Below are 23295 nucleotides of genomic sequence, written 5' to 3' on the forward strand. Positions count from 1 at the left end.
TTTCATTATGCTTTCACTGCTAATTGTTCAATGACTTTATTCGCGATGTGTTGATATACTTCTCCTGTCGGATGACTGGCATCATAGACAGAAGGCGCGAAATCATCCTCATTCCAATCAGGCTGTCTTAATGGAATTTGGCCAAGGACTGATACACGTAGCTCTTCAGCCAGCTTTTCCCCGCCGCCTTTTCCAAAGACGTATTCCTTTTCACCTGTTTTTTTGCTTTCATAATAACTCATATTCTCAACGACCCCGAGCACCTCATGATCTGTTTGCAGTGCCATTGCACCTGCTCTTGCAGCAACAAAGGCAGCCGTTGGATGCGGTGTTGTGACAATGATTTCTTTACAGCTAGGTAGCATTGTATGAATATCAAGCGCCACATCCCCCGTTCCAGGCGGAAGGTCTAATAGTAAGTAATCTAATTCTCCCCACTCGACTTCGTGGAAGAAGTTATTTAACATTTTACCAAGCATCGGTCCTCTCCAGATGACCGGTGCATTTTCTTCAACAAAAAAGCCCATTGAAATCACTTTGACGCCAAAGCGTTCCACAGGTATAATTTTTTCCCCTTTTACTGTTGGTCTAACGGTGATTCCCATCATATCCGGTACACTAAAGCCATAAATATCGGCATCAATCAGCCCGACTTTTTTCCCTAGACGAGCCAGCGCTACAGCAAGGTTAACAGAAACAGTCGATTTACCAACTCCGCCCTTTCCACTTGCAATTGCTAAGAACTCAGGCGGATTTTTAGAGTTAAGCAGGGTTTCTTCCTCATCCTGTGATGGCATAAACTTTTCAAGTGTTTCCTGAGGTAGTTCCTCAAAACGAAGTCCTACTGTATTAGCGCCTGCTGCTTTCAAGGCTTGTACGATGTCTTGCTGCAGCTTCATCTGCTCAGCAGTGCCTGTTTTGGCAATAGCCACCTTTAGGCTCACATGCTCTTTCTCAGGCTTTAGGCTGATTTCCTTGATGGCATCCAGCTCACCAAGCGGTATATGAAGGAAAGGTTCGTCCATCTTCCCAACTAGTTTTCTCACATCATCTTGTCCGATCATAGCAGAACCTCACCCTTTATTGAATTCGTTTACAATCCAAGTATATCATACATATCCTTACAATGTCTGTCCTGTTTGCCTGCGATCAAAAGGAAAAAGCCCCTTATTCAGGCGGCTCTTTTTGCTCTGTTAAATATCTTAAAATCCCTTTATAAATAGAGGCAGCAATTTGATCCTGATATTTAGGTGTTGCCAGCTGACCAGCCTCTTTCGGGTTGGAGAGAAATCCAATTTCCACAAGAGCTCCTGGCTTTGTGACATTTTGCATTAAATAAATGCCGTTGATCCGCTTCGCCTTTCGATCTGTGTTTTCAAGGTTTCTGCGTAATTCATCTTGAATGAACTTCGCTGCCTTTTCATTCTCTTCATATTTTCCATAAAAAAACGTCTGTGCCCCGCTCCATTTGTTGGATGGTATCGCATTTAAATGAATGCTTAAATAGAGGTCTGCTTCAGATTCATTGATGACTTTGACGCGATTCCTTAAATCCTCCGCTTTCTTCCGGGCATAACCCTTTGTATTCTTTGATGATAAATCAGAATCATCCTCTCGGGTCATGAGAACAAGCGCTCCCTGCTCCTGCAAATAGTCACGTATCTTCATGGATACATCCAGTGCAATCTCTTTTTCAAGCAGCTCTCCTCCTACAGCCCCTCCATCTGGACCGCCGTGACCCGGATCTAAATAGATGATCTTCCCGCTTAGAGGCAAATTCCAAGATTTCCATGAATCATCATTTAGAAATTGAAACCTGAATAAGAATAAGAGGACAATAAACCCAATTAAAAACCCTGTCCACTTCAGCTTTCTTTTCATCCCTGTCCCTCCCATACACCATTATTTTATAGATATGGGACAAGGGCTGGAAATATGCTTAGTGCAGCCGAAGCTTGTGTCTTTTTTCTGATTCACGAAAGCCTTCCTGCCACCACATGCTTAAAAATTCTTTCGCAGATGGATACAAACACGACATCTTCCGCTCCATACGGAACATATTACCCCACGATTGCAAGCACCCTGCGAGCTCTTCAATCAGCTCAGCTTCCTCTTGGGAGGACCGTTTCTTGATATCGTTGAACGATTCTCCGTATTTACTCGACTCACCGTATCTTCCGCCAGCTAAAAAGGCTTCAATGGCGAAATCGATGCAGCCATCACTCATAATACCTGCTGGATCATCTGCAAATGGGAACAGCTTCTTCGTGAATTTTTCGGAAGCAGCCGTCACTTGTTGAAGAGACAATGTACGCAAAAGCTTCTTTTCAAGCGTGACATCTCGTTTTGTTTTCAGTTGATAAAAAGAAAGCACTTCTGCCATGGACTGAACTCCTTTTTTCTTTGTATTGTTCGTTGGTTTGAACAAAACATGCAGTTCAGTAAATGGAAATGACGGCCTGTGAACGACTGGAATGGAAAATTGTGATAAAATAGACATTTACATATAGAAAGAACAATAAAGGGGCGAAATCAATGAAGAATTGGATGTATATCCTGCTGCTATTAACTGTTGTCTTATCTGCATGCAGCAGTCAAGCCACAGAGAAAAAGAGCGATATAAAAGGAATAGAAGACATATCCTTAAAACAACTTTCAAAACACAAAAACACGTATCTCGGTGACAATTCAGCCATTCGTGAAACCTTATCAAATCTTCCTGGAGGCGTAATACGTGAATTTGAAATCATCGATGGGAAAGCATTAGACGTCACGTATGGGGTAAAAGAAAATGACGACTATACAGAAGAACAGTTTGACGCCTTCTGGTTTGATCAAAAGGACACGATCGAAAAAACGTATTTATACAACGCAATCTCAATTTTTATTCTTGTCGATAACGTAGAGCAAGTGACACTCAAGATGAACTCTAACGACGAACCGTCCGTCACGTTTAAAAGGAAACAGCTTGAAAAAAAGCTCCCTCACTCTTTTAAAGAGTACAAAGACGATACAGCGGTTTGGCAAAAGGAACTGGTTGATGGAGTTGTGAAGTCAAAAGAGAAACGCCAAGATGTATACAAAGCGTTTCCAATGCAGAAATAATAAAACAGAGGGAAGTTTCCCTCTGTTTTTTGATGTTTATGTAGTGAAAGCCTGTATTAATCGTTGTCGAAAGTTTTGATCCACTGCTGCAGTAAGCATAAATTCGTTGAATACTTCCCCAATCCAGTGAGAATTGTTCGCTTTCGGATCATTGATAAAAAGAGAAATGGATATAGAGGATGTATCTGTTCTTCGATATAAAGCACCTGTGAAAACGAACAATGTTGCTCCGCCTTTATACCAAAGATATTGATCTGTTTCCTTTTTCAATGTTTCTCCCAGTACGATTTGGCTAAAAAGACTCTTTTCTTCTGTTGTTAACAGCTCGTCATGAAGACGTTTCATCAATTGTGCATATTGATTGGTTGTAGACTTTGTCAGCTTTTGCGTCAGTAATGATTGTATACGCCAGCCTAATAAGTTCTTTTTTTTCATTTTTTCTTCTAACGCCTTTTTATGCTCTGGGTCATTTTTCATGATATTAAAAATCTCATTCATCAAAGATTTGTATTGTTTATCGGATACACTACTCATTTGCTTTAATGCATCCCGCCGATGATCAGATACATAAGCGGACCACAAAATCATTGGCGTCAGCGGCATGAGTTCATCATGTTCTGTAAGACCTGCTTGTTTCATCTGATCATTGATCTTTTCTAAGCCCAGCCGGTCAATCAAATAATCCGTACAAGCATTCGAACTGAATTGCATCATCCCTTTGGCAACATCTAATAAAGCCGCATGCTCAGAAAAATCATTGACCTCCAGCCAGTACGCGTGCGCACCACCGTCTGTTCTATCAATATAAAACCGCTCTATATCAGACAATGCCACTTTTTCCTCTAGCTTAATGGCGCCGCTCGATACAGCTTTAACAAAATGAAATAAAACAACTAATTTCACCGTACTTGCAAGCGGTGTTTTTTGATCAGCATTCCATTCTAACACCACATCATCATTTTCAATGATTGTCACTGAAACGTCCTTTTTGTTTTTTGCGACAAATGTCAAAATATCTTCCTTCGTTTTCTTCATATCTCTTTTATACAACAAGACTTGAACCACCACGTAAAGTATGACCACACCTATGACAACTAGACCGACTTTGAGTAACATGTTTCTCCTTTCCAAATAACAGAGGATTTATATATTAAATATAACAAATATTTCAAATAAAGGCGTAAAAAAGGCAGAGGCTCTTGAATCCTCCGCTTCTTGATATCCTTATTCATGGGGCAAATGCAGCTTCATTCCTTCATGAGTGGCTTCAAACCCTAATTTCTCATAAAAATGGCGTGCTTCTGGCCTCTGTTTATCTGTTGTCAGCTGAATCATATGACAGCCGCGGTCGCTTGCGCGTTGAATGGCCCACTTGATAAGCAGCGAACCGACTCCTTTTCCTCTATGACTCGAAGCCGTACGAACTCCTTCAATGGATGCTCTCCATCCCCCTTGATGTGTAAGAAATGGCGTCATGGTTAACTGAAGAACACCAACTGCTTCTTCCTGGTCACACGCAACAATGAGTTCAATATTTGGATCAGCATCGATTGAATGAAAGGCTTTGATATAGCTTTCTAATAATGGGCGAGTGTAACGCTCTCTCTTTTGACCTAACTTATCATCTGAAAGCATGAAGACGATTTTGTCGAGGTCTTCTTGCACGGCTTCTCTCAATGTCAATTGATTTAAATTCAATGAAAGCACCTCCTATGATGGATGGAAGACTGTTTTCACTTACCAAAATACCATTCTCATATAAGATTTGTTCAGCTGCTTTTTCATCAAAATACTTCATATCATGAAAACTGATCAAGCCCTCTTCACGAACCATTCCTCTTGTAAGATGGCATAGTAAAACTCATCCCACCACTCATTTCCTTGTGGTATACATTTTTTAAAATCCCCCTCTCTCCTCATCCCCATTTTCTCCATCACTCTCCAAGATGGCACATTTTCAGGCTGACAAGTGGCAATGATTCGATGTAAATTCATTGTGTGAAAACCATGATGCAGAACGGCATAAGCCGCTTCTGATGCATAGCCTTTGTTTTGATAGGCAGAATTGAAGACCCAGCCAATTTCATATGTGTGCTCACCAAAGTATGGATGGAACACGATATGCCCGATGCATATCTGATCTACTTTTAATAGAACAGCAAAATTCTTAGCTGTTTTAAGACGATTATTTTTAACAAATTCCTGCGCATTTTCTTTAGAAAAAACACCTTCCGGAATATACTTCATTACCGCCGGATCAGATGTATATGCATAGACATCCTGCCAATCATCCTCAGCAAATGATCGAATGATACACCTTTCTGTTGTTAGATTCATATGACACCCTCCATAGACTTCGTTTTTTAAACAGAAACCTCGCTATGATCCTATTTTATATGTTTCCAAACAGAAAAAAACACAAATAAAAAAGCACTAGCAGGAAGAGACTGACCCCCGTTTTTGAGATAGGGATCCAAACACCTTTATGAAACAGCCTTTACCAAAACTCTTTTGGTGACTGGTTGTTTAACCTCAATTGAACGGCCTCTTCTTTTATGCTAATTAGATAACTAACTCTTTTTCCCATACAAAAAACACCTCTAAATTGTTTTCAGGTATGCTATACCCGACTTTCAACTTAAAGGTGTTTTTATTTGTCTCATTTTATAGGGTCAGACTCGTTGCCCTCTGTTTTTTATCACTTTTAGACTAATTAATAATATTTTATTGAGTTACTAGAAATTTATTGTGTAGGTTTGTAAATCAATTTTTAATTATCTATTCGATCTAAACCACTTGTATTCATACCCAACTTGTTTAGAATACTTACTATCTTTATATACATACATATCGATAATTGTATATTTATAATTTTTATCATACGCTACATATTGAGTTGTCGAGTAATATCGTGTTGGCTTTTGCTTGAAAAATGTAGAGAAGAAGGCACTTGCAACTATACCAGCATATTTATTATATAAAGAAGGAAGACCAACAAGAATTCTGGCAGTCAATTCTGATGCCTTATCTATATTTTTAGAACTTCCTCTAAAGTGATCAACAACTTTCCACTTAGTCGAAGGTGGTATAGATTGGGCTCTAACTTTGCCTTTAGCATATAGAACAGAAGTACTTGGGGCTTTTGAAGCTTTATTTAGTTCAGTTTTAACAAGACTCGGCGCAAATGATTGTGTTTTTGTAGTCGCATCAGCCGAATAAGGAATGATAGATAGTGATAGTATTGAAGTAATAATAATAGGTATTAAATACTTTTTCATACTTTAGTTCCCCTTCATGATCAATTTTTTATCATGCGATTAATCGCAAGTATAATTATACCAATAATTTGATATCTTTTCAATTTAGTTTACACAACTTTAACATATTTGGAGGTCTATATGAGAAAAAACAAGTTATTGATTTTTGCGAATATTATTTTTAGCTTGGTCATACTTTCTCTTTTTGCATGGATATTGTCCCCTGATTCAATGAAAGAAGTTATCAAAATTATAAGTTTTGCGCTATTAACATGTAGCTTTATTATTATTGGTTTTTTAGAACGGACAAAAATAATTTTCATCATTATACTTGCTCTATCTTGGATAGTTATAGTGCTAGAATTATTTAATTTCAAATAAAAAACTCCAAGTTTTCCACTTGGAGTTTTTTGTAAAACAATTAACGTTTTGAGAACTGAGGTGCGCGACGAGCGCCTTTAAGACCGTATTTCTTACGCTCTTTCATACGAGAGTCACGAGTAAGAAGTCCAGCACGTTTAAGTGGTGTACGGTACTCAGGATCTACTTCTAGAAGAGCACGAGAGATACCGTGACGAATTGCTCCAGCTTGACCAGAGAATCCACCACCGTGAACATTTACAAGAACATCGTAGCTGTTAGCTGTTTCTGTGATGTTCAAAGGCTGTTTCACGTCTTCGATTAAAGCAGCGAATGGAATGTATTCAGTAATTTCACGATTATTAACGACGATACGGCCTTCACCTGGAACTAAGCGAACGCGCGCTACAGAACTTTTACGACGACCTGTACCGTAATATTGAACCTGTGCCAAATTGTTAACCTCCCTTATAATTAACCGCGAAGTTCGTAAACTTCAGGTTGTTGTGCTTGATGTGGATGCTCAGAACCACGGTACACATTTAATTTTTTGAACATTTGACGACCTAGTGGACCCTTTGGAAGCATACCTTTGATAGCAAGCTCCAACATTTTTTCAGGGTAGTTTGTACGCATCTCAAGAGCAGTTCTTTGTTTCAAACCACCTGGGTGCATAGTGTGACGGTAGTAAATTTTGTCCGTCAATTTCTTACCAGTTAATTCGATTTTCTCAGCATTGATGATGATGACATGATCACCTGTATCAACGTGTGGTGTATAAGTTGGTTTGTGCTTACCGCGCAAAAGTGATGCTACTTCAGTAGAAAGACGACCTAGAGTCTTGCCTGCCGCATCAACAACTAGCCATTTGCGCTCAATTGTGCTTGCGTTCGCCATTGGTGTTGTACGCATGAGTTTCCCTCCTAAATAAATCAATGAATTTTCCTTGAATCAAATGCTACGTTCTATTTCAAAACACAGATAAGTCTTCCGGGGCTTATTTGTGGGGTTGAAATACATACCATATGATATCTTATAACTTTCTGCTTCCTGTGTCAAGAACATGTTACACCTGGTTTAGTTGTCATAGAAAACTTCCCATAAATACAGTCCGTGACTAGGCGCAGTCTTGCCTGCCGCTTCGCGATTTCGGGCGGCAAGCATGGCTTTTATCTCTTCAGGGTGAAATTTACCAGAACCGATTTCAAGCAACGTTCCAGCGATAATCCTCACCATGTTGTATAAAAAACCATTCCCTCTCACACGCATTTCAAGCCCGTCTGAGACGTTTTTCCACTCGAGGGCATAAATATCCCTCACCTTGTCCTGAACCTCTGTATTGGCCGCACAAAAGCTTGTAAAGTCATGTGTCCCAATCAGGTGCTCAGCGGCTTCTCTCATTTTATCGATATCCAGCCGGTAAGGATAGTGGCAGGCATACTGTCTCGTGAACACATTTTGGTGCGTTTCCGTTGAGACCTTATAACGGTACTCCTTTGAAACAACAGCAAATCTGGCATGAAACGAGTCATCGACTTCCTCAGCCTTTAGAACACTGATATCATCCGGCAGCAGGCTGTTGAGGGCAAAAGGCCATCTCTCCATCGGAATCGAGAGCGAGGTCTCAAAATGGATGACCTGTCCCTTTGCATGAACACCGCTGTCTGTCCGGCCGGAAGCCACAATCGGAATCAGTTCATCCTGTTTGTGCATTCTTGCAAGGGCACACTCGATCTCCGTCTGTACGGTTCGCTGCCCTGGCTGCACCTGATAGCCTTTAAAATGTGTCCCATCGTAGGATACAGTACATTTGACCTTCATCTAGGAATCACCTAATTTCTAAGCAGCACAAGGAGCGCTGTTAACAGGATGAATAGAAGCAGCGTGAACGTGTCCTTCATACCCCAGACAAGCTGACGGTATTTCGTCCGTCCTTCTCCCCCGCGGTAGCCTCTCGCTTCCATCGCGGTCGCCAGTTCTTCTGCACGCTTAAACGCACTGACGAAAAGAGGAACAAGCAAAGGAACGATGGCTTTCATGCGATCCTTTAGAGGTCCGCTTGTAAAATCAACGCCTCGTGCCATTTGAGCCTTCATGATTTTGTCCGTCTCTTCTAGTAAAGTCGGAATAAACCGAAGAGAGATGGACATCATGAGAGCAAGCTCATGAACGGGCAGTTTGATTTTACGGAATGGGTGCAGCAGCTTCTCCATTCCGTCTGTCACTTCTATAGGCGTTGTGGTTAACGTAAGAAGTGTCGTCATCATAATGAGATAGACAAAACGGAGTGAAATGAAGATCCCCTGCTTTAGACCTTCTTCATAAATATTCAGAAAACCAAAGTGAACTAGCAAGGCGCCATCCTTCGTCATGAAAATATGCAGAATAAAGGTAAACAGGACAATCCATAGGATCGGCTTCATTCCCTTGAGAATAAAGTATAGCGGCACCTGAGAAACCATCACCACAAGAATGGTAAAGACACCTAAAAGCCCGTAAGTGATGTAATTATTAGCAAAAAAGACAATAAAAACAAAAAAGAAAATTGATAACAGCTTTGTCCTTGGATCAAGACGATGGACAAAGGATGAACCTGGCACATATTTGCCGATAATCATACTATCCATCATGATGTCGTGTCCTCCTGATAAAGAGCTGTTAAGGCTTCTGCCATTTCATCCATGGTCAGAAGCGGCCTTGGAAACGTAATACCCAGCTTTTCTTCTACAGTCTGCTGGAATTTAATCGTTTCCGGGAGGTCGAGACCAAATGAAGACATATCTGTACGATTGGCAAACAACTCTCTCGGCGTGCCTGTCGCCTTCACTGTCCCTTTATGCATCACAATCATTTGATCCGCATAATGAGCGGCATCCTCCATACTGTGTGTGACCAGAATCGTGGTGAGGTTTGCCTTTTGATGAAGGTCATAGAACATGTCCATAATTTCCTTCCGCCCGCGTGGATCCAGCCCAGCAGTCGGCTCATCAAGCACAAGCACTTCTGGCTCCATCGCTAAAACGCCTGCAATCGCCACACGTCTCATTTGACCGCCGCTTAGTTCAAAGGGAGATCGATATAATAGGGATTCAGGAAGACCCACCAGCTTCAGCATCTCCTTCGCCTTCGCTTCTGCTTTCTCTTGAGGAACACCAAAGTTCATCGGGCCAAAGCAGATATCCTTGAGGATGGTTTCCTCAAAGAGCTGATGCTCAGGAAACTGAAACACGATGCCTACCTTTTTCCGGAGGGGTTTCATATCCTTCTGCTTTTTATTGGCTTGTAAAACCGTCTCTCCAAGCGCAATGCTCCCCTTCGTTGGTTTGAGCAATCCATTTAAATGCTGCAGCAATGTAGACTTGCCAGAGCCCGTATGACCAATGACAGCGACATAGCTGCCCTCTTTGATGGAAGCATTGACATCATACAAAGCGAGACGCTCAAACGGCGTTTTCATTTGATAACGATGCTCTAATTCTTTGATCGTAATGTCCATAGCTCTTTCACCAATCCTTCTTGTGTCAAATGGGCATTTGCAAGCGGCACACCCTGCTGCTTCAATTGCTTGCTCAAGCGATAGGAGAATGGCAGATCAAGTCCAATCTGAACCAGCTGTTCATCTAGTTCAAATACTTCCTCTGGCGTTCCCTCGGCAAATTTCTTCCCGCCATTCATCACAATAACGCGGTCTGCCTTGGCAGCCTCGTCTAAATCATGTGTGATGGAAATGACGGTGACTGTTCCTTGTTCCTTCAGTAGTCTAACAGTCTCTAACACTTCTTCACGGCCAATTGGATCAAGCATTGATGTTGCTTCATCCAAGATCATGATGTCAGGGCTTGCGGCAAGCACACCTGCAATAGCGACTCTCTGCTTCTGCCCGCCTGATAGATGGTGCGGCTCTTGATCAAGAAACTCCTGCATATTGACCTGTTTGACAGCCCAATCTACACGTTCTATCATCAATTCCCGCTCAACCCCGTTATTTTCTAAACCAAAAGCCACATCATCACGAACCGTTGAGCCCACAAATTGGTTATCTGGGTTTTGAAAGACCATTCCGACCTTTTTGCGAATATCCCAAACACTTTCTTCTTTGAGCTCAATCTCTCCAACCTTGACCGTACCAGCATCCGGTAAAATGAGCCCATTCAGCACACGGGCAAGTGTGGATTTACCTGAACCGTTATGACCAACAATGGCGAGCCATTCATTTTGATTCACATGCAGTGACACTTGATCTAAAGCGGGCTTGTCCGCATCCTTGTGATAACGAAATACAATGTCCTTTACGTCAATTAATGTCTTCCCCATCTCTACCGGACCTCCTCTCAGCTCAACCTCTTCTTTGCTTATTCCTAAAAAAAAGCCGTAGTACCTAAAAAAGGGCATAGATCCAGTTATGAACTGTCCCGCCCTTTCTTAGATACACGATATGTGATTAAACTAATTCAATGACAGCCATTGGTGCGCCATCGCCGCGACGAGGTCCAAGCTTCATGATACGAGTGTATCCACCTTGGCGATCTTCGTAGCGAGTTGCAACGTCAGCGAATAATTTTTGAAGTGCATCTTGGTTTGTTTCAGCGTTAGCTACTTCATTACGAATGTAAGCTGCAGCTTGACGGCGAGCATGAAGATCTCCGCGTTTGCCAAGAGTGATCATTTTTTCAACTACAGAGCGAAGTTCTTTCGCACGTGTTTCAGTTGTTTCGATGCGTTCGTTGATGATCAAATCAGTCGTTAGGTCACGAAGCATTGCTTTACGTTGTGCACTAGTGCGTCCTAGCTTTCTGTATGCCATGTGATGTCCCCTCCTTAATTAGAGATGCTGTATGAATAAAAAACACACGAAAATCCTAGTTCACAATGAAACTAGTCAATCGTCTTTACGAAGACCCAGTCCAAGTTCTTCTAGTTTCGCTTTCACTTCTTCAAGAGATTTACGTCCAAGGTTACGAACTTTCATCATATCCTCTTCTGTCTTGTTAGCAAGCTCTTGAACAGTGTTAATACCCGCACGCTTCAAACAGTTGTAAGAACGAACAGAAAGATCAAGCTCTTCAATTGTCATTTCAAGCACTTTTTCTTTTTGGTCTTCTTCTTTCTCAACCATGATTTCAGCATGCTGAGCTTCGTCAGTTAACCCAACGAAAATATTCAGGTGTTCAGTTAAAATCTTAGAACCTAGAGCGATCGCTTCTTTCGGTCCTGTGCTTCCATCAGTCCATACATCTAGTGTTAATTTATCATAGTTTGTGATTTGCCCAACACGGGTGTTCTCCACTTGATAAGTCACACGAGATACAGGTGTATAGATTGAGTCGATCGGAATCACACCGATTGGCTGATCGTCTCTTTTGTTTGCATCAGCAGGATTATACCCGCGACCTCTTTGTGCAGTTAAGCGAACACGGAAGCTCGCATTCTTGCCAAGAGTTGCGATGTGAAGATCTGGATTTAAGATTTCAATATCGCTGTCGTGTGTAATATCAGCAGCTGTTACAGTACCTTCATCTTGTACATCAATTTCAAGCGTCTTCTCTTCTTCAGAGTAGATTTTGAGTGCAAGCTTTTTAATGTTTAAGATAATCGTTGTAACATCTTCAACCACGCCTTCGATCGTTGAGAATTCGTGTAAGACACCATCTATCTGGATCGATGTTACAGCTGCACCAGGAAGTGAGGATAAAAGGATACGACGAAGGGAGTTCCCTAAAGTGGTACCATATCCACGCTCAAGTGGCTCTACGACAAACTTGCCATACTTGGCATCGTCGCTGATTTCAACCGTTTCGATTTTTGGTTTTTCAATTTCGATCATCTAATAAAACCCTCCTTCAAAACGTCGAAACCTCGAATAGAATCATATGAGATTCCATCCGAAATTCCTCATTGTTTAGTCCCGTATGTGCTCAGGCAACGAGTCGTGTATTCGTCTCATAAATAACTGTATCATAACCCATTATTGACAGGGACACAAAATCTATACAAACAAATTACACGCGGCGACGTTTTGGTGGACGGCATCCGTTATGAGGAACTGGAGTTACGTCTCTAATTGCAGTAACTTCAAGACCTGCAGCTTGAAGCGCACGAATTGCAGCTTCACGACCAGAACCAGGACCTTTAACAGTTACTTCAAGTGTTTTAAGACCATGTTCGATAGAACCTTTAGCAGCAGTTTCAGCAGCCATTTGTGCAGCGAAAGGAGTAGATTTACGAGAACCTCTGAATCCTAATGCACCAGCACTTGACCAAGAAATTGCGTTTCCATGAACATCAGTAATCGTTACAATCGTGTTGTTGAAAGTGGAACGAATATGAGCGATTCCAGCTTCAATATTCTTTTTCACGCGACGTTTACGCGTATTTTGTTTACGAGCAGCAGCCATTCTTTAACTACCTCCTTTACTTATTTTTTCTTGTTAGCTACAGTACGACGCGGACCTTTACGAGTACGCGCGTTGTTTTTTGTGTTTTGTCCACGAACAGGAAGTCCTCTACGATGACGGATTCCGCGGTAGCTTCCGATTTCAATTAGACGCTTAATGTTAAGTGAAACTTCACGACGAAGGTCACCTTCTACTTTAAGTTTGTCAATGATATCACGGATTTTACCAAGTTCGTCTTCAGTTAGATCGCGAACGCGAGTGTCTTCAGAAACACCTGCTTCTTTAAGGACTTGTTGCGCAGTCGTACGACCAATTCCAAAAACATATGTTAAAGAAATGACAACACGCTTATCACGTGGAATATCTACACCAGCAATACGAGCCATGATTTGGGCACCTCCTTGTTATTAGCCTTGTTTTTGTTTATGTTTTGGGTTTTCACAGATCACCATTACTTTTCCTTTTCTGCGAATCACTTTACATTTTTCACAGATAGGTTTAACAGATGGTCTCACTTTCATGTGTTTCCAACCTCCTTCTTCCGGAGTTGCTTTATTTGTAACGGTACGTAATTCTACCACGAGTTAAGTCATATGGAGATAATTCTACCGTAACTTTGTCTCCAGGTAAAATGCGAATGAAGTGCATACGGATTTTTCCTGATACATGAGCCAAAACTGTATGACCATTCTCTAGTTCAACTTTGAACATTGCGTTTGGCAAAGTTTCTGCTACAGTACCTTCCACTTCAATTACATCGTCTTTCGCCATTCAAGTGTTCTCCCTTCTTCAAATCAGTAACTTGCTCTCTGACAAATGTCCAATGAGAATCTCTCAATTGTTCATCTATCACCCGACCTGTTTTGAATATACTGTTCTGAACTTCCGGAGATACGCAATCATAAAAGGTTATATGATTGATATTTTTTCTTAGGAGAATGAAATTTACGCTTTTCTCCGTCTGCGATTAGTACATGGCAGCCAACGAACATGCCGATGACACCTGTATACTGATCTTGTTCTTTCTTTGGACTATACAGACAACCTGCCCGATTTGGGCCTGAAAGGCTTCAGTGAAGACCTAAATCTTAGTCAGTATATCAAAACCTGTATCTGTAATCGCAATCGTATGCTCAAAATGAGCACACTTTTTCCCATCAACCGTTACAACCGTCCAGTTATCAGCCAATGTTTTCACATATCGGCTGCCTGCGTTCACCATCGGTTCGATGGCCAACACCATCCCAGGTTTTAGCCGTGGGCCTTTGTTGGGCGGACCATAATGAGGAATTTGAGGGTCCTCATGAAGATCCTGTCCGACCCCATGTCCAACATATTCTCTAACAACTGAAAAATTCTCATTTTCAACATACGTTTGTATGGCATGGGAAATGTTCGACAGACGTTCGCCTGGCTTTGCTTCCTGTAAGCCTTTATATAGAGATTCCTCTGTGACTTCCAGTAGTTTGCGGTCTTCATCACTGATTACCCCAACTGGATAAGTCCAAGCAGAGTCACCATGATAGCCATTTAACTTTGCGCCAATATCGATACTAATGATGTCACCATCACGTAAAACCCGTTTACCAGGAATACCGTGAACGAGTTCTTCATTCACCGAAACGCAAATGCTCCCGCGAAAACCATTATACCCTTTAAAAGATGGGATTGCACCCTGCTTTGTAATAAAACGTTCGGCAATTTGATCCAATTCTTTTGTCGAAATACCTGGTTTTATATGTTTCTTCAGCTCTTCATGAGTTAGTGCGACAATACGTCCAGCTTCTCTCATAATCTCAAGCTCGCGAGGAGTTTTACAGATAATCATTTATTTAATCCTCCAAGCAGGTCCTTGATATCTGCATATACATCGTTAATGTGCTTTGCACCATCAATGTTTGCAAGATATCCTTTTTCTGAATAGAAGTTCAGTAAAGGTTCAGTCTGCTTTAAGTTTACTTCAAGTCTAGTCGAAACGGTTTCTGCATTATCATCTGCACGTTGATAAAGCTCGCCTCCACACTTGTCGCAAACATTTTCTTTCGCAGGTGGATTGAATACTAAATGATATGTTGCTCCGCAATTTTTGCAAATTCTTCGGCCAGTCAGACGCTCCATCAAAGCATCTTTATCGACTTTAATATTAATGACATAATCAATCGTTCTGCCAAGGTCCTTTAGAATTTCTTCTAAAGCTTCAGCCTGAGCGACTGTTCGCGGAAATCCGTCCAGAAGAAAACCTTGTTCACAATCATTTTTGCCAAGTCTTTCTCTAACAATACCGATTGTGACCTCATCAGGAACAAGCTCTCCTTTATCGATAAAGGATTTTGCTTCGAGCCCAAGTTGTGTCTCCTCTTTCATAGCAGCGCGGAACATATCTCCTGTTGAGATATGAGGGATCCCATAATCATCAACAATTCGTTCTGCCTGAGTGCCTTTACCAGCACCCGGAAGCCCCATTAAGACTAAGTTCATTTCGGATTTCCCCTTCCTTACTTAGAGAGGTTGGGCAGCTGCCCAGCCCTCTGTTTTATTTCATAAATCCACGGTAATTTCGTTTCACTAATTGGCTTTCAAGCTGTTTCATTGTTTCAAGTGCAACACCTACAACAATGAGAAGACTTGTGCCGCCAATTTGTGCAGCGGAAGGTAATCCAGCGAATTGAATGAAAAAGATAGGAAGTATTGAAATCACGGCTAAGAAAATGGCGCCCACAAACGTGAGTCGGTACAAAATGCTCGTAATTCTATCTTGAGTCATTTTCCCTGGACGAACTCCCGGGATATAGCCACCCTGCTTTTGCAGATTTTCAGCCATTTGTTCAGGATTGACTTGGACAAAGGCATAAAAATATGTGAAAGCAACAATCAGTGCTACATAAATCGTCATACCGATTGGCTTAGTATAGTCAAAGTTGTTGGTTATCCAAGTTGTCACATTATTGGTTCCGAAGAACGATGCGATCGTCTGCGGAGTAATAATGAAAGAAACGGCAAAGATGACTGGAATCACCCCTGCTGGATTCACTTTTAATGGAAGGTGCGTTGCTTGACTAGCAGACATTTGTGCACGGCCAGTTCCTTTTGAATATTGAATTGCAATCTTTCTCACTGCCATTTGAATGTAAATAACACCGATAACAATGACAAGAATGGCAATTACAATAAGGGCAATTTTAAGGATTTGCATGAACAGCTGTCCATCTCCACCTACAAATTGTTGAGCGTACACTTGTTTTAATGTTTGAGGGATACCAGCGATGATACCGGCAAAGATAATAATCGAAATACCGTTACCAACACCGTGAGCAGTAATCTGCTCGCCCAGCCACATTAAAAATGCTGTTCCCGCAGTGAGTACGACCGCAATTAAGAGATACGTTGATACACCAGGGTTTTCAATCAGCATGCCTCCTGCCATATTGTTGAATCCATATGACATTCCTAACGCCTGGATAAATCCTAGAACAATTGTAAAATACCTTGTGAATTGTGCTAATTTTCGGCGACCAACCTCTCCTTGCTTTGACCACTCAGTAAACTTCGGAACAACATCCATCTGCAAGAGCTGAATGATGATCGAAGCAGTGATATACGGCATAATCCCCATTGCAAGAATGGAGAATTGGAAAAGTGCCCCGCCCCCAAACGTGTTGAGGATTCCGAAAACACTCATTTGATCCTGTGCCTGGAGAACTTCGGCGTTCACATTAGGCACAGGGATGAAAGCACCTATACGAAAGACGACTAACATTAAAAGTGTGAATATAATCTTATTCCGTATATCTTTCACGCGCATAAAATTGGAGATTGTCTTAAACAAGTTAGATCACCTCGGCTGTACCGCCAGCAGCTTCAATCGCTTCTTTCGCAGAAGCAGAGAATTTATTGGCTTTTACAGTTAATTTTTTTTCTAATTTACCGTTGCCAAGAATTTTTACTCCTGCTTTTAACTTGCTTATTGCACCAGTCTCTAGAAGAAGTTCAGGAGTTACTTCCGTTCCTTCGTCAAAACTGTTTAATCTGTCTAAGTTGATTACCGCGTAATCTTTACGGTTGATGTTTGTAAAACCACGTTTTGGAAGGCGTTGGAATAAAGGCATCTGACCACCTTCGAAACCAGGGCGTACACCGCCGCCAGAACGAGCGTTTTGACCTTTATGACCTTTACCAGAAGTTTTACCGTTACCTGATCCAATACCACGACCAACACGGTTGCGTACTTTACGTGAACCTTCTGAAGGCTTCAATTCATGAAGTTTCATTTGGGCACCTCCTTATCGATTAAAAATGTTTTATTGTTCTTTAACAGAAACTAAATGAGACACCTTGTTAATCATGCCGCGGATCGCTGCATTGTCTTCATGTACGACTGTTTGGTTTGTTTTCTTAAGACCAAGAGTACGAACAGTGACACGCTGATCTTCAGGGCGACCGATTACACTGCGTTTGAGGGTAATTTCTAATTTATTTGCCATTATTGTTCCCTCCTTATCCTAACAGGTCTTCTACAGATTTTCCACGAAGCTTCGCTACATCTTCAGCACGTTTAAGCTCACTTAAACCTTGAAGTGTTGCGCGGATCATGTTGATCGGTGTATTAGAACCTAGAGATTTAGAAAGGATATCAGCTAGACCAGCAAGCTCAAGTACCGCACGCACTGGGCCTCCAGCGATAACTCCTGTACCTTCTGAAGCAGGCTTCAATAGAACGTTTCCTGCACCGAATCGACCGATGATTTCATGTGGAATTGTAGTTCCAACCATTGGTACTTCAATTAAATTCTTTTTCGCATCTTCAACAGCTTTGCGGATCGCTTCTGGTACTTCTTGTGCTTTACCAGTACCGAAACCTACATGACCGTTTTTGTCACCGACAACAACTAAAGCTGCAAAACGGAAACGACGTCCACCTTTAACAACTTTCGCTACGCGGTTAACCGTAACTAAGCGTTCTTCTAACTCTAATTTGCTTGGGTCAATACGACTCATTCGGATGTGTCCCTCCTTCTTTTATTAAAATTTAAGTCCAGCCTCACGAGCAGCTTCAGCTAGAGCTTTTACACGTCCATGATATAGGTATCCTCCGCGGTCAAATACCACGTTAGAGATTCCTTTTTCAACAGCACGTTTTGCAACAAGTTCGCCAACTTTCGTAGCAGCTGCAGTGTCAGAACTATTCTCGATCTTTAACTCTTTATCAAGAGTAGAAGCACTTACAAGTGTTACACCGTTAACATCATCAATTACTTGAGCGTAGATATTCTTGTTAGAACGGAAAACGTTAAGGCGAGGTCTTTCAGCAGTACCTGAAAGTTTCGCACGAACACGAGCATGTCTTTTAAGACGAGTAGCGTTTTTGCTAGTTTTCGTAATCATCCGAGTCACTCCTTTCTTCACTTTAAGCGATCTTACTTACCAGTTTTTCCTTCTTTACGGCGAACGAATTCACCTTCGTAACGAATTCCTTTACCTTTGTAAGGCTCTGGAGCACGGACAGCGCGGATGTTAGAAGCTAGAGCTCCTACACGCTCTTTATCGATACCTTTAACGATTACTTTCGTTTGAGATGGAACTTCTACTTCAACTCCAGCCTCAGGAACGATTTCAACTGGGTGAGAGTATCCAACGTTAAGAACAAGTTTGTTTCCAGATTTAGCTGCACGGTAACCGACACCGATAAGTTCTAAACCTCTTTCGAAACCTTTAGATACACCTTCAACCATGTTAGCAATCAAGCTACGTGTTGTACCATGTAATGCACGGTGTTCTTTATTTTCAGACGGACGGCTTACAGTTAAGACGTTGTCCTCAATTTTAATTTCCATATCAGGGTGAAATGCACGAGTTAGTTCACCTTTTGGTCCCTTTACTGTCACTGTGTTATCGTTGTTTGTCACAGTTACTCCTGAAGGGATCTCGATTAGTTTTTTACCTATACGAGACATACCAAGCACCTCCATTCATCTTAAACTTTTTTTACCATACGTAAGCAAGTACTTCTCCACCAGCTTGTTTAGCACGGGCTTCTTTGTCCGATAAAACACCTTGTGATGTAGAAATAATTGCGATTCCAAGTCCGTTAAGTACACGTGGTACTTCATTTGATTTCGCATATACGCGTAAACCAGGTTTACTGATTCTTTTAAGACCAGTGATAACACGTTCGTTGTTTTGGCCGTATTTAAGGAACAAACGGATAATTCCTTGTTTGCTGTCTTCGACGTACTCAACGTCACGGATAAAACCTTCACGCTTTAAGATTTCAGCAATTTCTCTTTTGATTTTTGAAGCCGGTACTTCTAGCTTCTCATGACGTACCATGTTCGCATTGCGAATACGAGTCAGCAAATCTGCAATCGGATCTGTCATAACCATTATTTAATAACCTCCTTCCCATTTATGGGGATTACCAGCTGGCTTTTTTAACGCCAGGAATTTGTCCTTTATATGCAAGTTCGCGGAAACAAATACGGCAAAGTTTAAACTTACGAATAACTGAATGTGGACGTCCACAACGTTCGCAGCGCGTATACTCTTGAACTTTAAACTTTTGTTTGCGTTGTTGTTTCGCAATCATAGACTTTTTAGCCACGATTTCGCCTCCCTTTCATTGATTATTTCTGGAACGGCATACCTACTTGAGTTAATAACTCACGTGCTTCTTCGTCCGTATTGGCAGTAGTAACGATAACGATATCCATACCGCGGACCTTTGTTACTTTATCGTAATCAATTTCTGGGAAGATTAACTGTTCTTTAATACCAAGCGTGTAGTTTCCACGACCGTCGAAAGATTTCTTAGAAATCCCGCGGAAGTCACGTACACGTGGTAAAGACACAGAAATAAGTTTATCAAGGAAATCATACATGCGCTCTCCGCGAAGTGTTACTTTCGCACCGATTGGCATTCCTTCACGTAGACGGAATCCAGCAATAGACTTCTTCGCACGAGTAACGACAGGTTTTTGACCAGCGATAAACGTTAATTCTTCAACAGCAGTATCGATTGCTTTAGCGTTTTGAACTGCGTCACCAACACCCATGTTGATCACGATTTTTTCGATTTTTGGCACTTGCATTACTGAAGTGTATTCAAACTTAGAAACTAATGCAGGTGTAATTTCTTTTACATACTTTTCTTTAAGGCGGTTCATGAGAAAGACCTCCCTTCCTTATTTACTATTTATCTAGAACTTGCCCAGATTTTTTCGCTACACGGACTTTCTTTCCGTCCTCAACTTTATACCCAACACGTGTCACTTCACCCGTTTTAGGATCAAGCGGCATTACGTTTGATACGTGGATCGGCGCTTCTTGTTCAGAAATTCCGCCTTGAGGGTTAGCTTGGGTTGGTTTAGAGTGTTTTTTCACAAGGTTAATACCTTCTACTAAAACACGTTCCTTTTTAGGGAAAGCAGCAAGGATGACACCTTGTTTACCTTTATCTTTACCAGAGATAACCACTACTTTATCGCCCTTTTTAACATGCATTTAATCGCACCTCCTTGAGTCGCGGATTGTATTCATTAAAGTACTTCTGGTGCTAGAGAAACAATTTTCATATAGTTGTTTTCACGAAGTTCACGTGCTACTGGTCCGAAGATACGAGTTCCACGTGGGCTCTTGTCGTCACGGATGATGACACATGCATTTTCGTCGAAACTGATGTAAGATCCATCGTTTCTGCGAGCTCCGCTCTTAGTACGAACGATAACTGCTTTCACAACTTCACCTTTTTTGACAACGCCTCCAGGTGTTGCTTGTTTAACCGTACAAACAATGACATCACCGATGTTAGCCGTTTTACGTCCAGAGCCACCAAGAACTTTAATCGTTAGTACTTCGCGTGCGCCAGAGTTGTCAGCTACTTTTAAACGAGTCTCCTGTTGAATCATTAATGTTACCTCCTTTCGGAAAAAGAAATCCGAACTTTATTAGATAATAACGGCTTCTTCGACAACTTCAACTAGACGAAAGCGTTTAGTCGCAGATAAAGGACGAGTTTCCATGACCTTTACGATGTCTCCGATTTTTGCTTGGTTGTTTTCATCATGTGCTTTGAACTTTTTAGAGTATCTTACACGTTTGCCATAAAGTGAATGCTTTTTGTATGTTTCAACTACAACAGTGATGGTTTTATCCATTTTGTCAGAAACAACACGACCTTGATACACTTTACGTTGGTTACGTTCGCTCATGTTTGCGGGGCCTCCCCTCTAATTATTATTTATTAGCAGCGATTTCTCTTTGACGAATCACAGTTTTCATGCGTGCGATTGATTTACGCACTTCACGAATGCGAGCAGTATTTTCAAGCTGCCCAGTCGCTAATTGGAAACGAAGATTGAAAAGTTCTTCTTTAAGAGACTTTACTTTTTGTTCAATTTCAGCAGTGGTAAGGTCACGAATTTCATTAGCTTTCATTTGATTCACCACCAATTTCTTCACGTTTTACGAACTTCGTTTTAATTGGCAATTTGTGAGATGCAAGACGAAGAGCTTCACGAGCTACTTCTTCAGACACACCAGAAATTTCAAATAAAACTTTGCCCGGTTTTACTACAGCTACCCATCCTTCTGGAGCACCTTTACCGGAACCCATGCGGACCTCTAGAGGTTTAGCTGTGTATGGCTTAGAAGGGAAAATTTTAATCCAAACTTTACCGCCACGTTTCATGTAACGAGTCATAGCAATACGAGCAGCTTCGATTTGACGGTTTGTGATCCAAGAAGCTTCAAGAGCTTGGATACCGTACTCACCGAAATGTACTTCAGTACCGCCTTTTGCACGACCACGCATTTTTCCACGATGTTCTCTGCGATACTTCACGCGTTTTGGCAATAACATATTATTTTCCTCCTTCCGCAGTATTCTTCTTAGTTGGAAGGACTTCTCCACGATAGATCCATACTTTTACGCCAAGCTTACCATAAGTAGTATCAGCTTCAGCAGTAGCATAGTCAATGTCAGCACGAAGTGTGTGCAATGGAACAGTACCTTCACTGTAATATTCAGAACGAGCAATATCTGCACCGCCAAGACGACCAGAAACCATTGTTTTGATTCCTTGTGCTCCAGCACGCATTGTGCGTTGGATTGTTTGTTTTTGTGCACGACGGAATGAAATACGGTTTTCAAGTTGACGAGCGATGTTTTCAGCAACTAGCTGAGCATCAAGATCTGCTCTCTTGATTTCAAGAATGTTGATGTGTACACGTTTGCCAGTTAGGCTGTTAAGAGCTTTACGAAGTGCTTCAACTTCAGATCCGCCTTTACCAATTACCATACCTGGTTTAGCCGTGTGGATTGTGATATTTACGCGGTTTGCAGCACGTTCGATTTCTACTTTAGAAACAGACGCGTCAGACAAACGCTTGCTGATGAATTCACGGATTTTCAAGTCTTCATGTAAGAAGTCAGCGTAATCTTTTCCTGCGAACCATTTAGATTCCCAATCACGAATGACGCCAATACGAAGACCTACTGGATTTACCTTTTGACCCACGGATTATCCCTCCTTCTTTTCTGATACAACGATTGTAATGTGGCTAGTACGTTTGTTAATTGCGCTCGCACGACCCATAGCACGTGGACGGAATCTCTTAAGTGTTGGACCTTCGTCAACGAATGCTTGAGTAATCACTAGGCTGTTAGCGTCCAACTCGTAGTTGTGCTCAGCGTTTGCGATAGCAGATTTTAATACTTTTTCAATAATTGGTGAAGCAGCCTTAGGTGTAAGGTTTAAGATAGAAACTGCTTCTCCTACTTGCTTACCTCGGATCAGGTCCATTACTAGACGTGCTTTACGAGGAGCAATACGGACTGTTCTTGCGACAGCTTTAGCTTGCATTTAAAAGCCTCCTCTCATTAGCGTCTTGTTTTTTTATCGTCACTAGCATGACCTTTGTAAGTACGGCTTGGTGCGAATTCGCCCAATTTGTGACCTACCATATCTTCAGAAATGAAAACAGGTACATGTTTGCGTCCGTCATAGACAGCGATTGTGTGACCGATGAATTGTGGGAAAATTGTAGAACGACGAGACCAAGTTTTTACGACTTGCTTTTTGTCAGTTTCATTCAATTTCTCGACTTTAGCCATCAAATGATCATCAACAAATGGTCCTTTTTTTAAGCTGCGAGCCATTGTGGAACCTCCCTTCGTGATTGAA

Annotated in this window: 39 protein-coding genes and 1 pseudogene; 1 reads left to right on the plus strand and 39 read right to left on the minus strand. The window is 41.6% G+C overall.

The genetic code is table 11. The features are described from left to right. Positions 1-5: 5 nt before the first annotated feature. From V6Z54_RS06415 to V6Z54_RS06425, 3 genes are all read right to left on the minus strand, one after another. Positions 6-1064, minus strand: a complete 1059-nt coding sequence (locus tag V6Z54_RS06415; RefSeq protein WP_041105688.1) for an Mrp/NBP35 family ATP-binding protein — start codon at positions 1062-1064, stop codon at positions 6-8. Positions 1065-1167: 103 nt separating this feature from the next. Then, positions 1168-1881, minus strand: coding sequence for an N-acetylmuramoyl-L-alanine amidase CwlD (gene cwlD, locus V6Z54_RS06420; RefSeq protein ID WP_024425615.1), 714 nt, complete (start codon positions 1879-1881; stop codon positions 1168-1170). A 58-nt stretch (positions 1882-1939) separates the two neighbouring features. Further along, entirely contained in the window at positions 1940-2383 is a 444-nt protein-coding gene (locus V6Z54_RS06425; protein ID WP_041084727.1) for a DUF2521 family protein, read from the minus strand. Positions 2384-2535: 152 nt separating this feature from the next. Here V6Z54_RS06425 and V6Z54_RS06430 point away from each other — a divergent pair, with 152 nt between their 5' ends. Then, the gene (locus V6Z54_RS06430; protein WP_073978994.1) at positions 2536-3105 is read left to right on the plus strand and encodes a DUF4825 domain-containing protein; all 570 of its coding nucleotides are present in this window, start codon (positions 2536-2538) and stop codon (positions 3103-3105) included. 36 nt (positions 3106-3141) lie between these two features. Here the strand turns inward: V6Z54_RS06430 and V6Z54_RS06435 are convergent, their stop codons facing one another. The 36 genes and pseudogenes from V6Z54_RS06435 to rpsS form a co-directional block, all read right to left on the minus strand. Then, a complete protein-coding gene (locus V6Z54_RS06435) occupies positions 3142-4221 on the minus strand; it encodes a serine hydrolase (RefSeq protein ID WP_338527837.1) in 1080 nt (359 codons plus the stop codon). A gap of 108 nt (positions 4222-4329) precedes the next feature. Further along, entirely contained in the window at positions 4330-4803 is a 474-nt protein-coding gene (locus V6Z54_RS06440) for a GNAT family N-acetyltransferase (protein ID WP_081258467.1), read from the minus strand. Positions 4804-4917: 114 nt separating this feature from the next. After that, positions 4918-5442, minus strand: a complete 525-nt coding sequence (locus V6Z54_RS06445; protein WP_338527838.1) for a GNAT family N-acetyltransferase — start codon at positions 5440-5442, stop codon at positions 4918-4920. Between the two features lie 437 nt (positions 5443-5879). Continuing rightward, on the minus strand, positions 5880-6383 hold the full coding sequence (locus V6Z54_RS06450; protein ID WP_338527839.1) for a hypothetical protein: 504 nt from the start codon (positions 6381-6383) through the stop codon (positions 5880-5882). Between the two features lie 400 nt (positions 6384-6783). Beyond that, positions 6784-7176 (minus strand): 30S ribosomal protein S9, encoded by a 393-nt coding sequence (gene rpsI / locus V6Z54_RS06455; RefSeq protein WP_007496354.1) that lies wholly within the window; start codon positions 7174-7176, stop codon positions 6784-6786. Positions 7177-7196: 20 nt separating this feature from the next. Further along, positions 7197-7634, minus strand: coding sequence for a 50S ribosomal protein L13 (gene rplM, locus V6Z54_RS06460; protein WP_003217042.1), 438 nt, complete (start codon positions 7632-7634; stop codon positions 7197-7199). A 165-nt stretch (positions 7635-7799) separates the two neighbouring features. Next, the gene (gene truA / locus V6Z54_RS06465) at positions 7800-8543 is read right to left on the minus strand and encodes a tRNA pseudouridine(38-40) synthase TruA (RefSeq protein WP_338527840.1); all 744 of its coding nucleotides are present in this window, start codon (positions 8541-8543) and stop codon (positions 7800-7802) included. 11 nt (positions 8544-8554) lie between these two features. Beyond that, a complete protein-coding gene (locus V6Z54_RS06470; RefSeq protein ID WP_075612260.1) occupies positions 8555-9352 on the minus strand; it encodes an energy-coupling factor transporter transmembrane protein EcfT in 798 nt (265 codons plus the stop codon). Beyond that, positions 9349-10218: an energy-coupling factor ABC transporter ATP-binding protein gene (locus V6Z54_RS06475; protein WP_338527841.1), complete on the minus strand. Its 870-nt coding sequence runs from the start codon at positions 10216-10218 to the stop codon at positions 9349-9351. Before V6Z54_RS06475 ends, V6Z54_RS06470 begins: the two co-directional genes overlap by 4 nt. Further along, positions 10194-11036: an energy-coupling factor ABC transporter ATP-binding protein gene (locus tag V6Z54_RS06480; protein WP_008356549.1), complete on the minus strand. Its 843-nt coding sequence runs from the start codon at positions 11034-11036 to the stop codon at positions 10194-10196. The genes V6Z54_RS06475 and V6Z54_RS06480 overlap by 25 nt, the downstream gene beginning before the upstream one ends. A gap of 127 nt (positions 11037-11163) precedes the next feature. Then, positions 11164-11526, minus strand: a complete 363-nt coding sequence (gene rplQ, locus V6Z54_RS06485; RefSeq protein ID WP_003216944.1) for a 50S ribosomal protein L17 — start codon at positions 11524-11526, stop codon at positions 11164-11166. 75 nt (positions 11527-11601) lie between these two features. Continuing rightward, positions 11602-12546 (minus strand): DNA-directed RNA polymerase subunit alpha, encoded by a 945-nt coding sequence (locus tag V6Z54_RS06490; protein WP_003217009.1) that lies wholly within the window; start codon positions 12544-12546, stop codon positions 11602-11604. A gap of 175 nt (positions 12547-12721) precedes the next feature. Continuing rightward, a complete protein-coding gene (gene rpsK, locus V6Z54_RS06495; RefSeq protein WP_003217231.1) occupies positions 12722-13117 on the minus strand; it encodes a 30S ribosomal protein S11 in 396 nt (131 codons plus the stop codon). Positions 13118-13137: 20 nt separating this feature from the next. Further along, complete coding sequence (rpsM, locus tag V6Z54_RS06500; protein WP_003217023.1) at positions 13138-13503, minus strand: 30S ribosomal protein S13; 366 nt, start codon at positions 13501-13503, stop codon at positions 13138-13140. A 21-nt stretch (positions 13504-13524) separates the two neighbouring features. After that, a complete protein-coding gene (gene rpmJ, locus V6Z54_RS06505) occupies positions 13525-13638 on the minus strand; it encodes a 50S ribosomal protein L36 (protein WP_003156543.1) in 114 nt (37 codons plus the stop codon). A gap of 31 nt (positions 13639-13669) precedes the next feature. Next, the gene (infA, locus tag V6Z54_RS06510) at positions 13670-13888 is read right to left on the minus strand and encodes a translation initiation factor IF-1 (RefSeq protein WP_003217190.1); all 219 of its coding nucleotides are present in this window, start codon (positions 13886-13888) and stop codon (positions 13670-13672) included. Continuing rightward, positions 13866-14153: pseudogene (locus tag V6Z54_RS06515) on the minus strand (RNA-binding protein). Before V6Z54_RS06515 ends, infA begins: the two are co-directional and overlap by 23 nt. A 45-nt stretch (positions 14154-14198) precedes the next feature. Further along, positions 14199-14945, minus strand: coding sequence for a type I methionyl aminopeptidase (gene map / locus V6Z54_RS06520; protein WP_003217210.1), 747 nt, complete (start codon positions 14943-14945; stop codon positions 14199-14201). Then, positions 14942-15595 carry an adenylate kinase gene (locus tag V6Z54_RS06525; RefSeq protein WP_024425604.1) on the minus strand — a complete coding sequence of 218 codons (654 nt, stop codon included), beginning with the start codon at positions 15593-15595 and terminating at the stop codon, positions 14942-14944. Before V6Z54_RS06525 ends, map begins: the two co-directional genes overlap by 4 nt. Before the next feature lie 55 nt (positions 15596-15650). Continuing rightward, the gene (gene secY / locus V6Z54_RS06530; protein ID WP_007496334.1) at positions 15651-16943 is read right to left on the minus strand and encodes a preprotein translocase subunit SecY; all 1293 of its coding nucleotides are present in this window, start codon (positions 16941-16943) and stop codon (positions 15651-15653) included. A 1-nt stretch (position 16944) separates the two neighbouring features. Continuing rightward, on the minus strand, positions 16945-17385 hold the full coding sequence (gene rplO / locus V6Z54_RS06535) for a 50S ribosomal protein L15 (protein ID WP_003216888.1): 441 nt from the start codon (positions 17383-17385) through the stop codon (positions 16945-16947). A 30-nt stretch (positions 17386-17415) separates the two neighbouring features. Beyond that, positions 17416-17598, minus strand: coding sequence for a 50S ribosomal protein L30 (gene rpmD / locus V6Z54_RS06540; RefSeq protein WP_003217067.1), 183 nt, complete (start codon positions 17596-17598; stop codon positions 17416-17418). Between the two features lie 13 nt (positions 17599-17611). After that, positions 17612-18112: a 30S ribosomal protein S5 gene (rpsE, locus tag V6Z54_RS06545; RefSeq protein WP_007496332.1), complete on the minus strand. Its 501-nt coding sequence runs from the start codon at positions 18110-18112 to the stop codon at positions 17612-17614. A 24-nt stretch (positions 18113-18136) separates the two neighbouring features. Continuing rightward, entirely contained in the window at positions 18137-18499 is a 363-nt protein-coding gene (gene rplR, locus V6Z54_RS06550) for a 50S ribosomal protein L18 (RefSeq protein WP_008356544.1), read from the minus strand. A 32-nt stretch (positions 18500-18531) separates the two neighbouring features. Next, positions 18532-19068, minus strand: a complete 537-nt coding sequence (rplF, locus tag V6Z54_RS06555; RefSeq protein WP_008345395.1) for a 50S ribosomal protein L6 — start codon at positions 19066-19068, stop codon at positions 18532-18534. Positions 19069-19099: 31 nt separating this feature from the next. Further along, positions 19100-19498 (minus strand): 30S ribosomal protein S8, encoded by a 399-nt coding sequence (gene rpsH, locus V6Z54_RS06560; RefSeq protein WP_007496327.1) that lies wholly within the window; start codon positions 19496-19498, stop codon positions 19100-19102. Positions 19499-19529: 31 nt separating this feature from the next. Next, positions 19530-19715: a 30S ribosomal protein S14 gene (rpsN, locus tag V6Z54_RS06565; RefSeq protein ID WP_008356542.1), complete on the minus strand. Its 186-nt coding sequence runs from the start codon at positions 19713-19715 to the stop codon at positions 19530-19532. Between the two features lie 22 nt (positions 19716-19737). After that, entirely contained in the window at positions 19738-20277 is a 540-nt protein-coding gene (gene rplE / locus V6Z54_RS06570; RefSeq protein WP_024425600.1) for a 50S ribosomal protein L5, read from the minus strand. Positions 20278-20302: 25 nt separating this feature from the next. After that, complete coding sequence (rplX, locus tag V6Z54_RS06575) at positions 20303-20614, minus strand: 50S ribosomal protein L24 (protein ID WP_008356538.1); 312 nt, start codon at positions 20612-20614, stop codon at positions 20303-20305. A 35-nt stretch (positions 20615-20649) separates the two neighbouring features. Then, on the minus strand, positions 20650-21018 hold the full coding sequence (gene rplN, locus V6Z54_RS06580) for a 50S ribosomal protein L14 (protein ID WP_003216882.1): 369 nt from the start codon (positions 21016-21018) through the stop codon (positions 20650-20652). A gap of 39 nt (positions 21019-21057) precedes the next feature. Then, positions 21058-21321 (minus strand): 30S ribosomal protein S17, encoded by a 264-nt coding sequence (rpsQ, locus tag V6Z54_RS06585; protein ID WP_003216906.1) that lies wholly within the window; start codon positions 21319-21321, stop codon positions 21058-21060. Between the two features lie 25 nt (positions 21322-21346). Next, the gene (gene rpmC / locus V6Z54_RS06590; RefSeq protein WP_003217155.1) at positions 21347-21547 is read right to left on the minus strand and encodes a 50S ribosomal protein L29; all 201 of its coding nucleotides are present in this window, start codon (positions 21545-21547) and stop codon (positions 21347-21349) included. After that, a complete protein-coding gene (rplP, locus tag V6Z54_RS06595) occupies positions 21537-21971 on the minus strand; it encodes a 50S ribosomal protein L16 (protein ID WP_003156478.1) in 435 nt (144 codons plus the stop codon). Before rplP ends, rpmC begins: the two co-directional genes overlap by 11 nt. 1 nt (position 21972) lies before the next feature. Continuing rightward, positions 21973-22629 carry a 30S ribosomal protein S3 gene (gene rpsC / locus V6Z54_RS06600; RefSeq protein ID WP_003217241.1) on the minus strand — a complete coding sequence of 219 codons (657 nt, stop codon included), beginning with the start codon at positions 22627-22629 and terminating at the stop codon, positions 21973-21975. Between the two features lie 3 nt (positions 22630-22632). Further along, entirely contained in the window at positions 22633-22974 is a 342-nt protein-coding gene (rplV, locus tag V6Z54_RS06605) for a 50S ribosomal protein L22 (RefSeq protein ID WP_007496316.1), read from the minus strand. Positions 22975-22991: 17 nt separating this feature from the next. Next, complete coding sequence (gene rpsS / locus V6Z54_RS06610; RefSeq protein WP_003216920.1) at positions 22992-23270, minus strand: 30S ribosomal protein S19; 279 nt, start codon at positions 23268-23270, stop codon at positions 22992-22994. Positions 23271-23295: the final 25 nt, after the last annotated feature.

The sequence above is a fragment of the Bacillus sp. MAG717A genome, from assembly GCF_036884855.1.
GTDB classification, from domain to species: Bacteria; Bacillota; Bacilli; order Bacillales; family Bacillaceae; genus Bacillus; species Bacillus safensis.

Bases quoted from the DNA above. Each gene is read 5' to 3' on its own strand.
- rplX (WP_008356538.1), bottom strand. From the start codon at position 20,614: ATGCATGTTAAAAAGGGCGATAAAGTAGTGGTTATCTCTGGTAAAGAT.
- rpsE (WP_007496332.1), bottom strand. From the start codon at position 18,112: ATGAGTCGTATTGACCCAAGCAAATTAGAGTTAGAAGAACGCTTAGTT.
- rpsQ (WP_003216906.1), bottom strand. From the start codon at position 21,321: ATGAGCGAACGTAACCAACGTAAAGTGTATCAAGGTCGTGTTGTTTCT.
- infA (WP_003217190.1), bottom strand. From the start codon at position 13,888: ATGGCGAAAGACGATGTAATTGAAGTGGAAGGTACTGTAGCAGAAACT.
- V6Z54_RS06470 (WP_075612260.1), bottom strand. From the start codon at position 9,352: ATGATGGATAGTATGATTATCGGCAAATATGTGCCAGGTTCATCCTTT.
- rplV (WP_007496316.1), bottom strand. From the start codon at position 22,974: ATGCAAGCTAAAGCTGTCGCAAGAACAGTCCGTATTGCTCCTCGTAAA.
- rpmJ (WP_003156543.1), bottom strand. From the start codon at position 13,638: ATGAAAGTGAGACCATCTGTTAAACCTATCTGTGAAAAATGTAAAGTG.
- V6Z54_RS06445 (WP_338527838.1), bottom strand. From the start codon at position 5,442: ATGAATCTAACAACAGAAAGGTGTATCATTCGATCATTTGCTGAGGAT.
- rplP (WP_003156478.1), bottom strand. From the start codon at position 21,971: ATGTTATTGCCAAAACGCGTGAAGTATCGCAGAGAACATCGTGGAAAA.
- V6Z54_RS06475 (WP_338527841.1), bottom strand. From the start codon at position 10,218: ATGGACATTACGATCAAAGAATTAGAGCATCGTTATCAAATGAAAACG.
- rplO (WP_003216888.1), bottom strand. From the start codon at position 17,385: ATGAAACTTCATGAATTGAAGCCTTCAGAAGGTTCACGTAAAGTACGC.
- V6Z54_RS06430 (WP_073978994.1), top strand. From the start codon at position 2,536: ATGAAGAATTGGATGTATATCCTGCTGCTATTAACTGTTGTCTTATCT.
- V6Z54_RS06480 (WP_008356549.1), bottom strand. From the start codon at position 11,036: ATGGGGAAGACATTAATTGACGTAAAGGACATTGTATTTCGTTATCAC.
- rplR (WP_008356544.1), bottom strand. From the start codon at position 18,499: ATGATTACGAAAACTAGCAAAAACGCTACTCGTCTTAAAAGACATGCT.
- V6Z54_RS06525 (WP_024425604.1), bottom strand. From the start codon at position 15,595: ATGAACTTAGTCTTAATGGGGCTTCCGGGTGCTGGTAAAGGCACTCAG.
- rpmD (WP_003217067.1), bottom strand. From the start codon at position 17,598: ATGGCAAATAAATTAGAAATTACCCTCAAACGCAGTGTAATCGGTCGC.
- truA (WP_338527840.1), bottom strand. From the start codon at position 8,543: ATGAAGGTCAAATGTACTGTATCCTACGATGGGACACATTTTAAAGGC.
- rpmC (WP_003217155.1), bottom strand. From the start codon at position 21,547: ATGAAAGCTAATGAAATTCGTGACCTTACCACTGCTGAAATTGAACAA.
- map (WP_003217210.1), bottom strand. From the start codon at position 14,945: ATGATTATCTGTAAAACTCCTCGCGAGCTTGAGATTATGAGAGAAGCT.
- V6Z54_RS06415 (WP_041105688.1), bottom strand. From the start codon at position 1,064: ATGATCGGACAAGATGATGTGAGAAAACTAGTTGGGAAGATGGACGAA.
- rplF (WP_008345395.1), bottom strand. From the start codon at position 19,068: ATGTCTCGTATAGGTAAAAAACTAATCGAGATCCCTTCAGGAGTAACT.
- V6Z54_RS06425 (WP_041084727.1), bottom strand. From the start codon at position 2,383: ATGGCAGAAGTGCTTTCTTTTTATCAACTGAAAACAAAACGAGATGTC.
- V6Z54_RS06490 (WP_003217009.1), bottom strand. From the start codon at position 12,546: ATGATCGAAATTGAAAAACCAAAAATCGAAACGGTTGAAATCAGCGAC.
- V6Z54_RS06450 (WP_338527839.1), bottom strand. From the start codon at position 6,383: ATGAAAAAGTATTTAATACCTATTATTATTACTTCAATACTATCACTA.
- cwlD (WP_024425615.1), bottom strand. From the start codon at position 1,881: ATGAAAAGAAAGCTGAAGTGGACAGGGTTTTTAATTGGGTTTATTGTC.
- rpsM (WP_003217023.1), bottom strand. From the start codon at position 13,503: ATGGCTCGTATTGCTGGTGTAGATATTCCACGTGATAAGCGTGTTGTC.
- rpsK (WP_003217231.1), bottom strand. From the start codon at position 13,117: ATGGCTGCTGCTCGTAAACAAAATACGCGTAAACGTCGCGTGAAAAAG.
- rplN (WP_003216882.1), bottom strand. From the start codon at position 21,018: ATGATTCAACAGGAGACTCGTTTAAAAGTAGCTGACAACTCTGGCGCA.
- rplE (WP_024425600.1), bottom strand. From the start codon at position 20,277: ATGAACCGCCTTAAAGAAAAGTATGTAAAAGAAATTACACCTGCATTA.
- V6Z54_RS06435 (WP_338527837.1), bottom strand. From the start codon at position 4,221: ATGTTACTCAAAGTCGGTCTAGTTGTCATAGGTGTGGTCATACTTTAC.
- rpsH (WP_007496327.1), bottom strand. From the start codon at position 19,498: ATGGTTATGACAGATCCGATTGCAGATTTGCTGACTCGTATTCGCAAT.
- rplM (WP_003217042.1), bottom strand. From the start codon at position 7,634: ATGCGTACAACACCAATGGCGAACGCAAGCACAATTGAGCGCAAATGG.
- rpsS (WP_003216920.1), bottom strand. From the start codon at position 23,270: ATGGCTCGCAGCTTAAAAAAAGGACCATTTGTTGATGATCATTTGATG.
- rplQ (WP_003216944.1), bottom strand. From the start codon at position 11,526: ATGGCATACAGAAAGCTAGGACGCACTAGTGCACAACGTAAAGCAATG.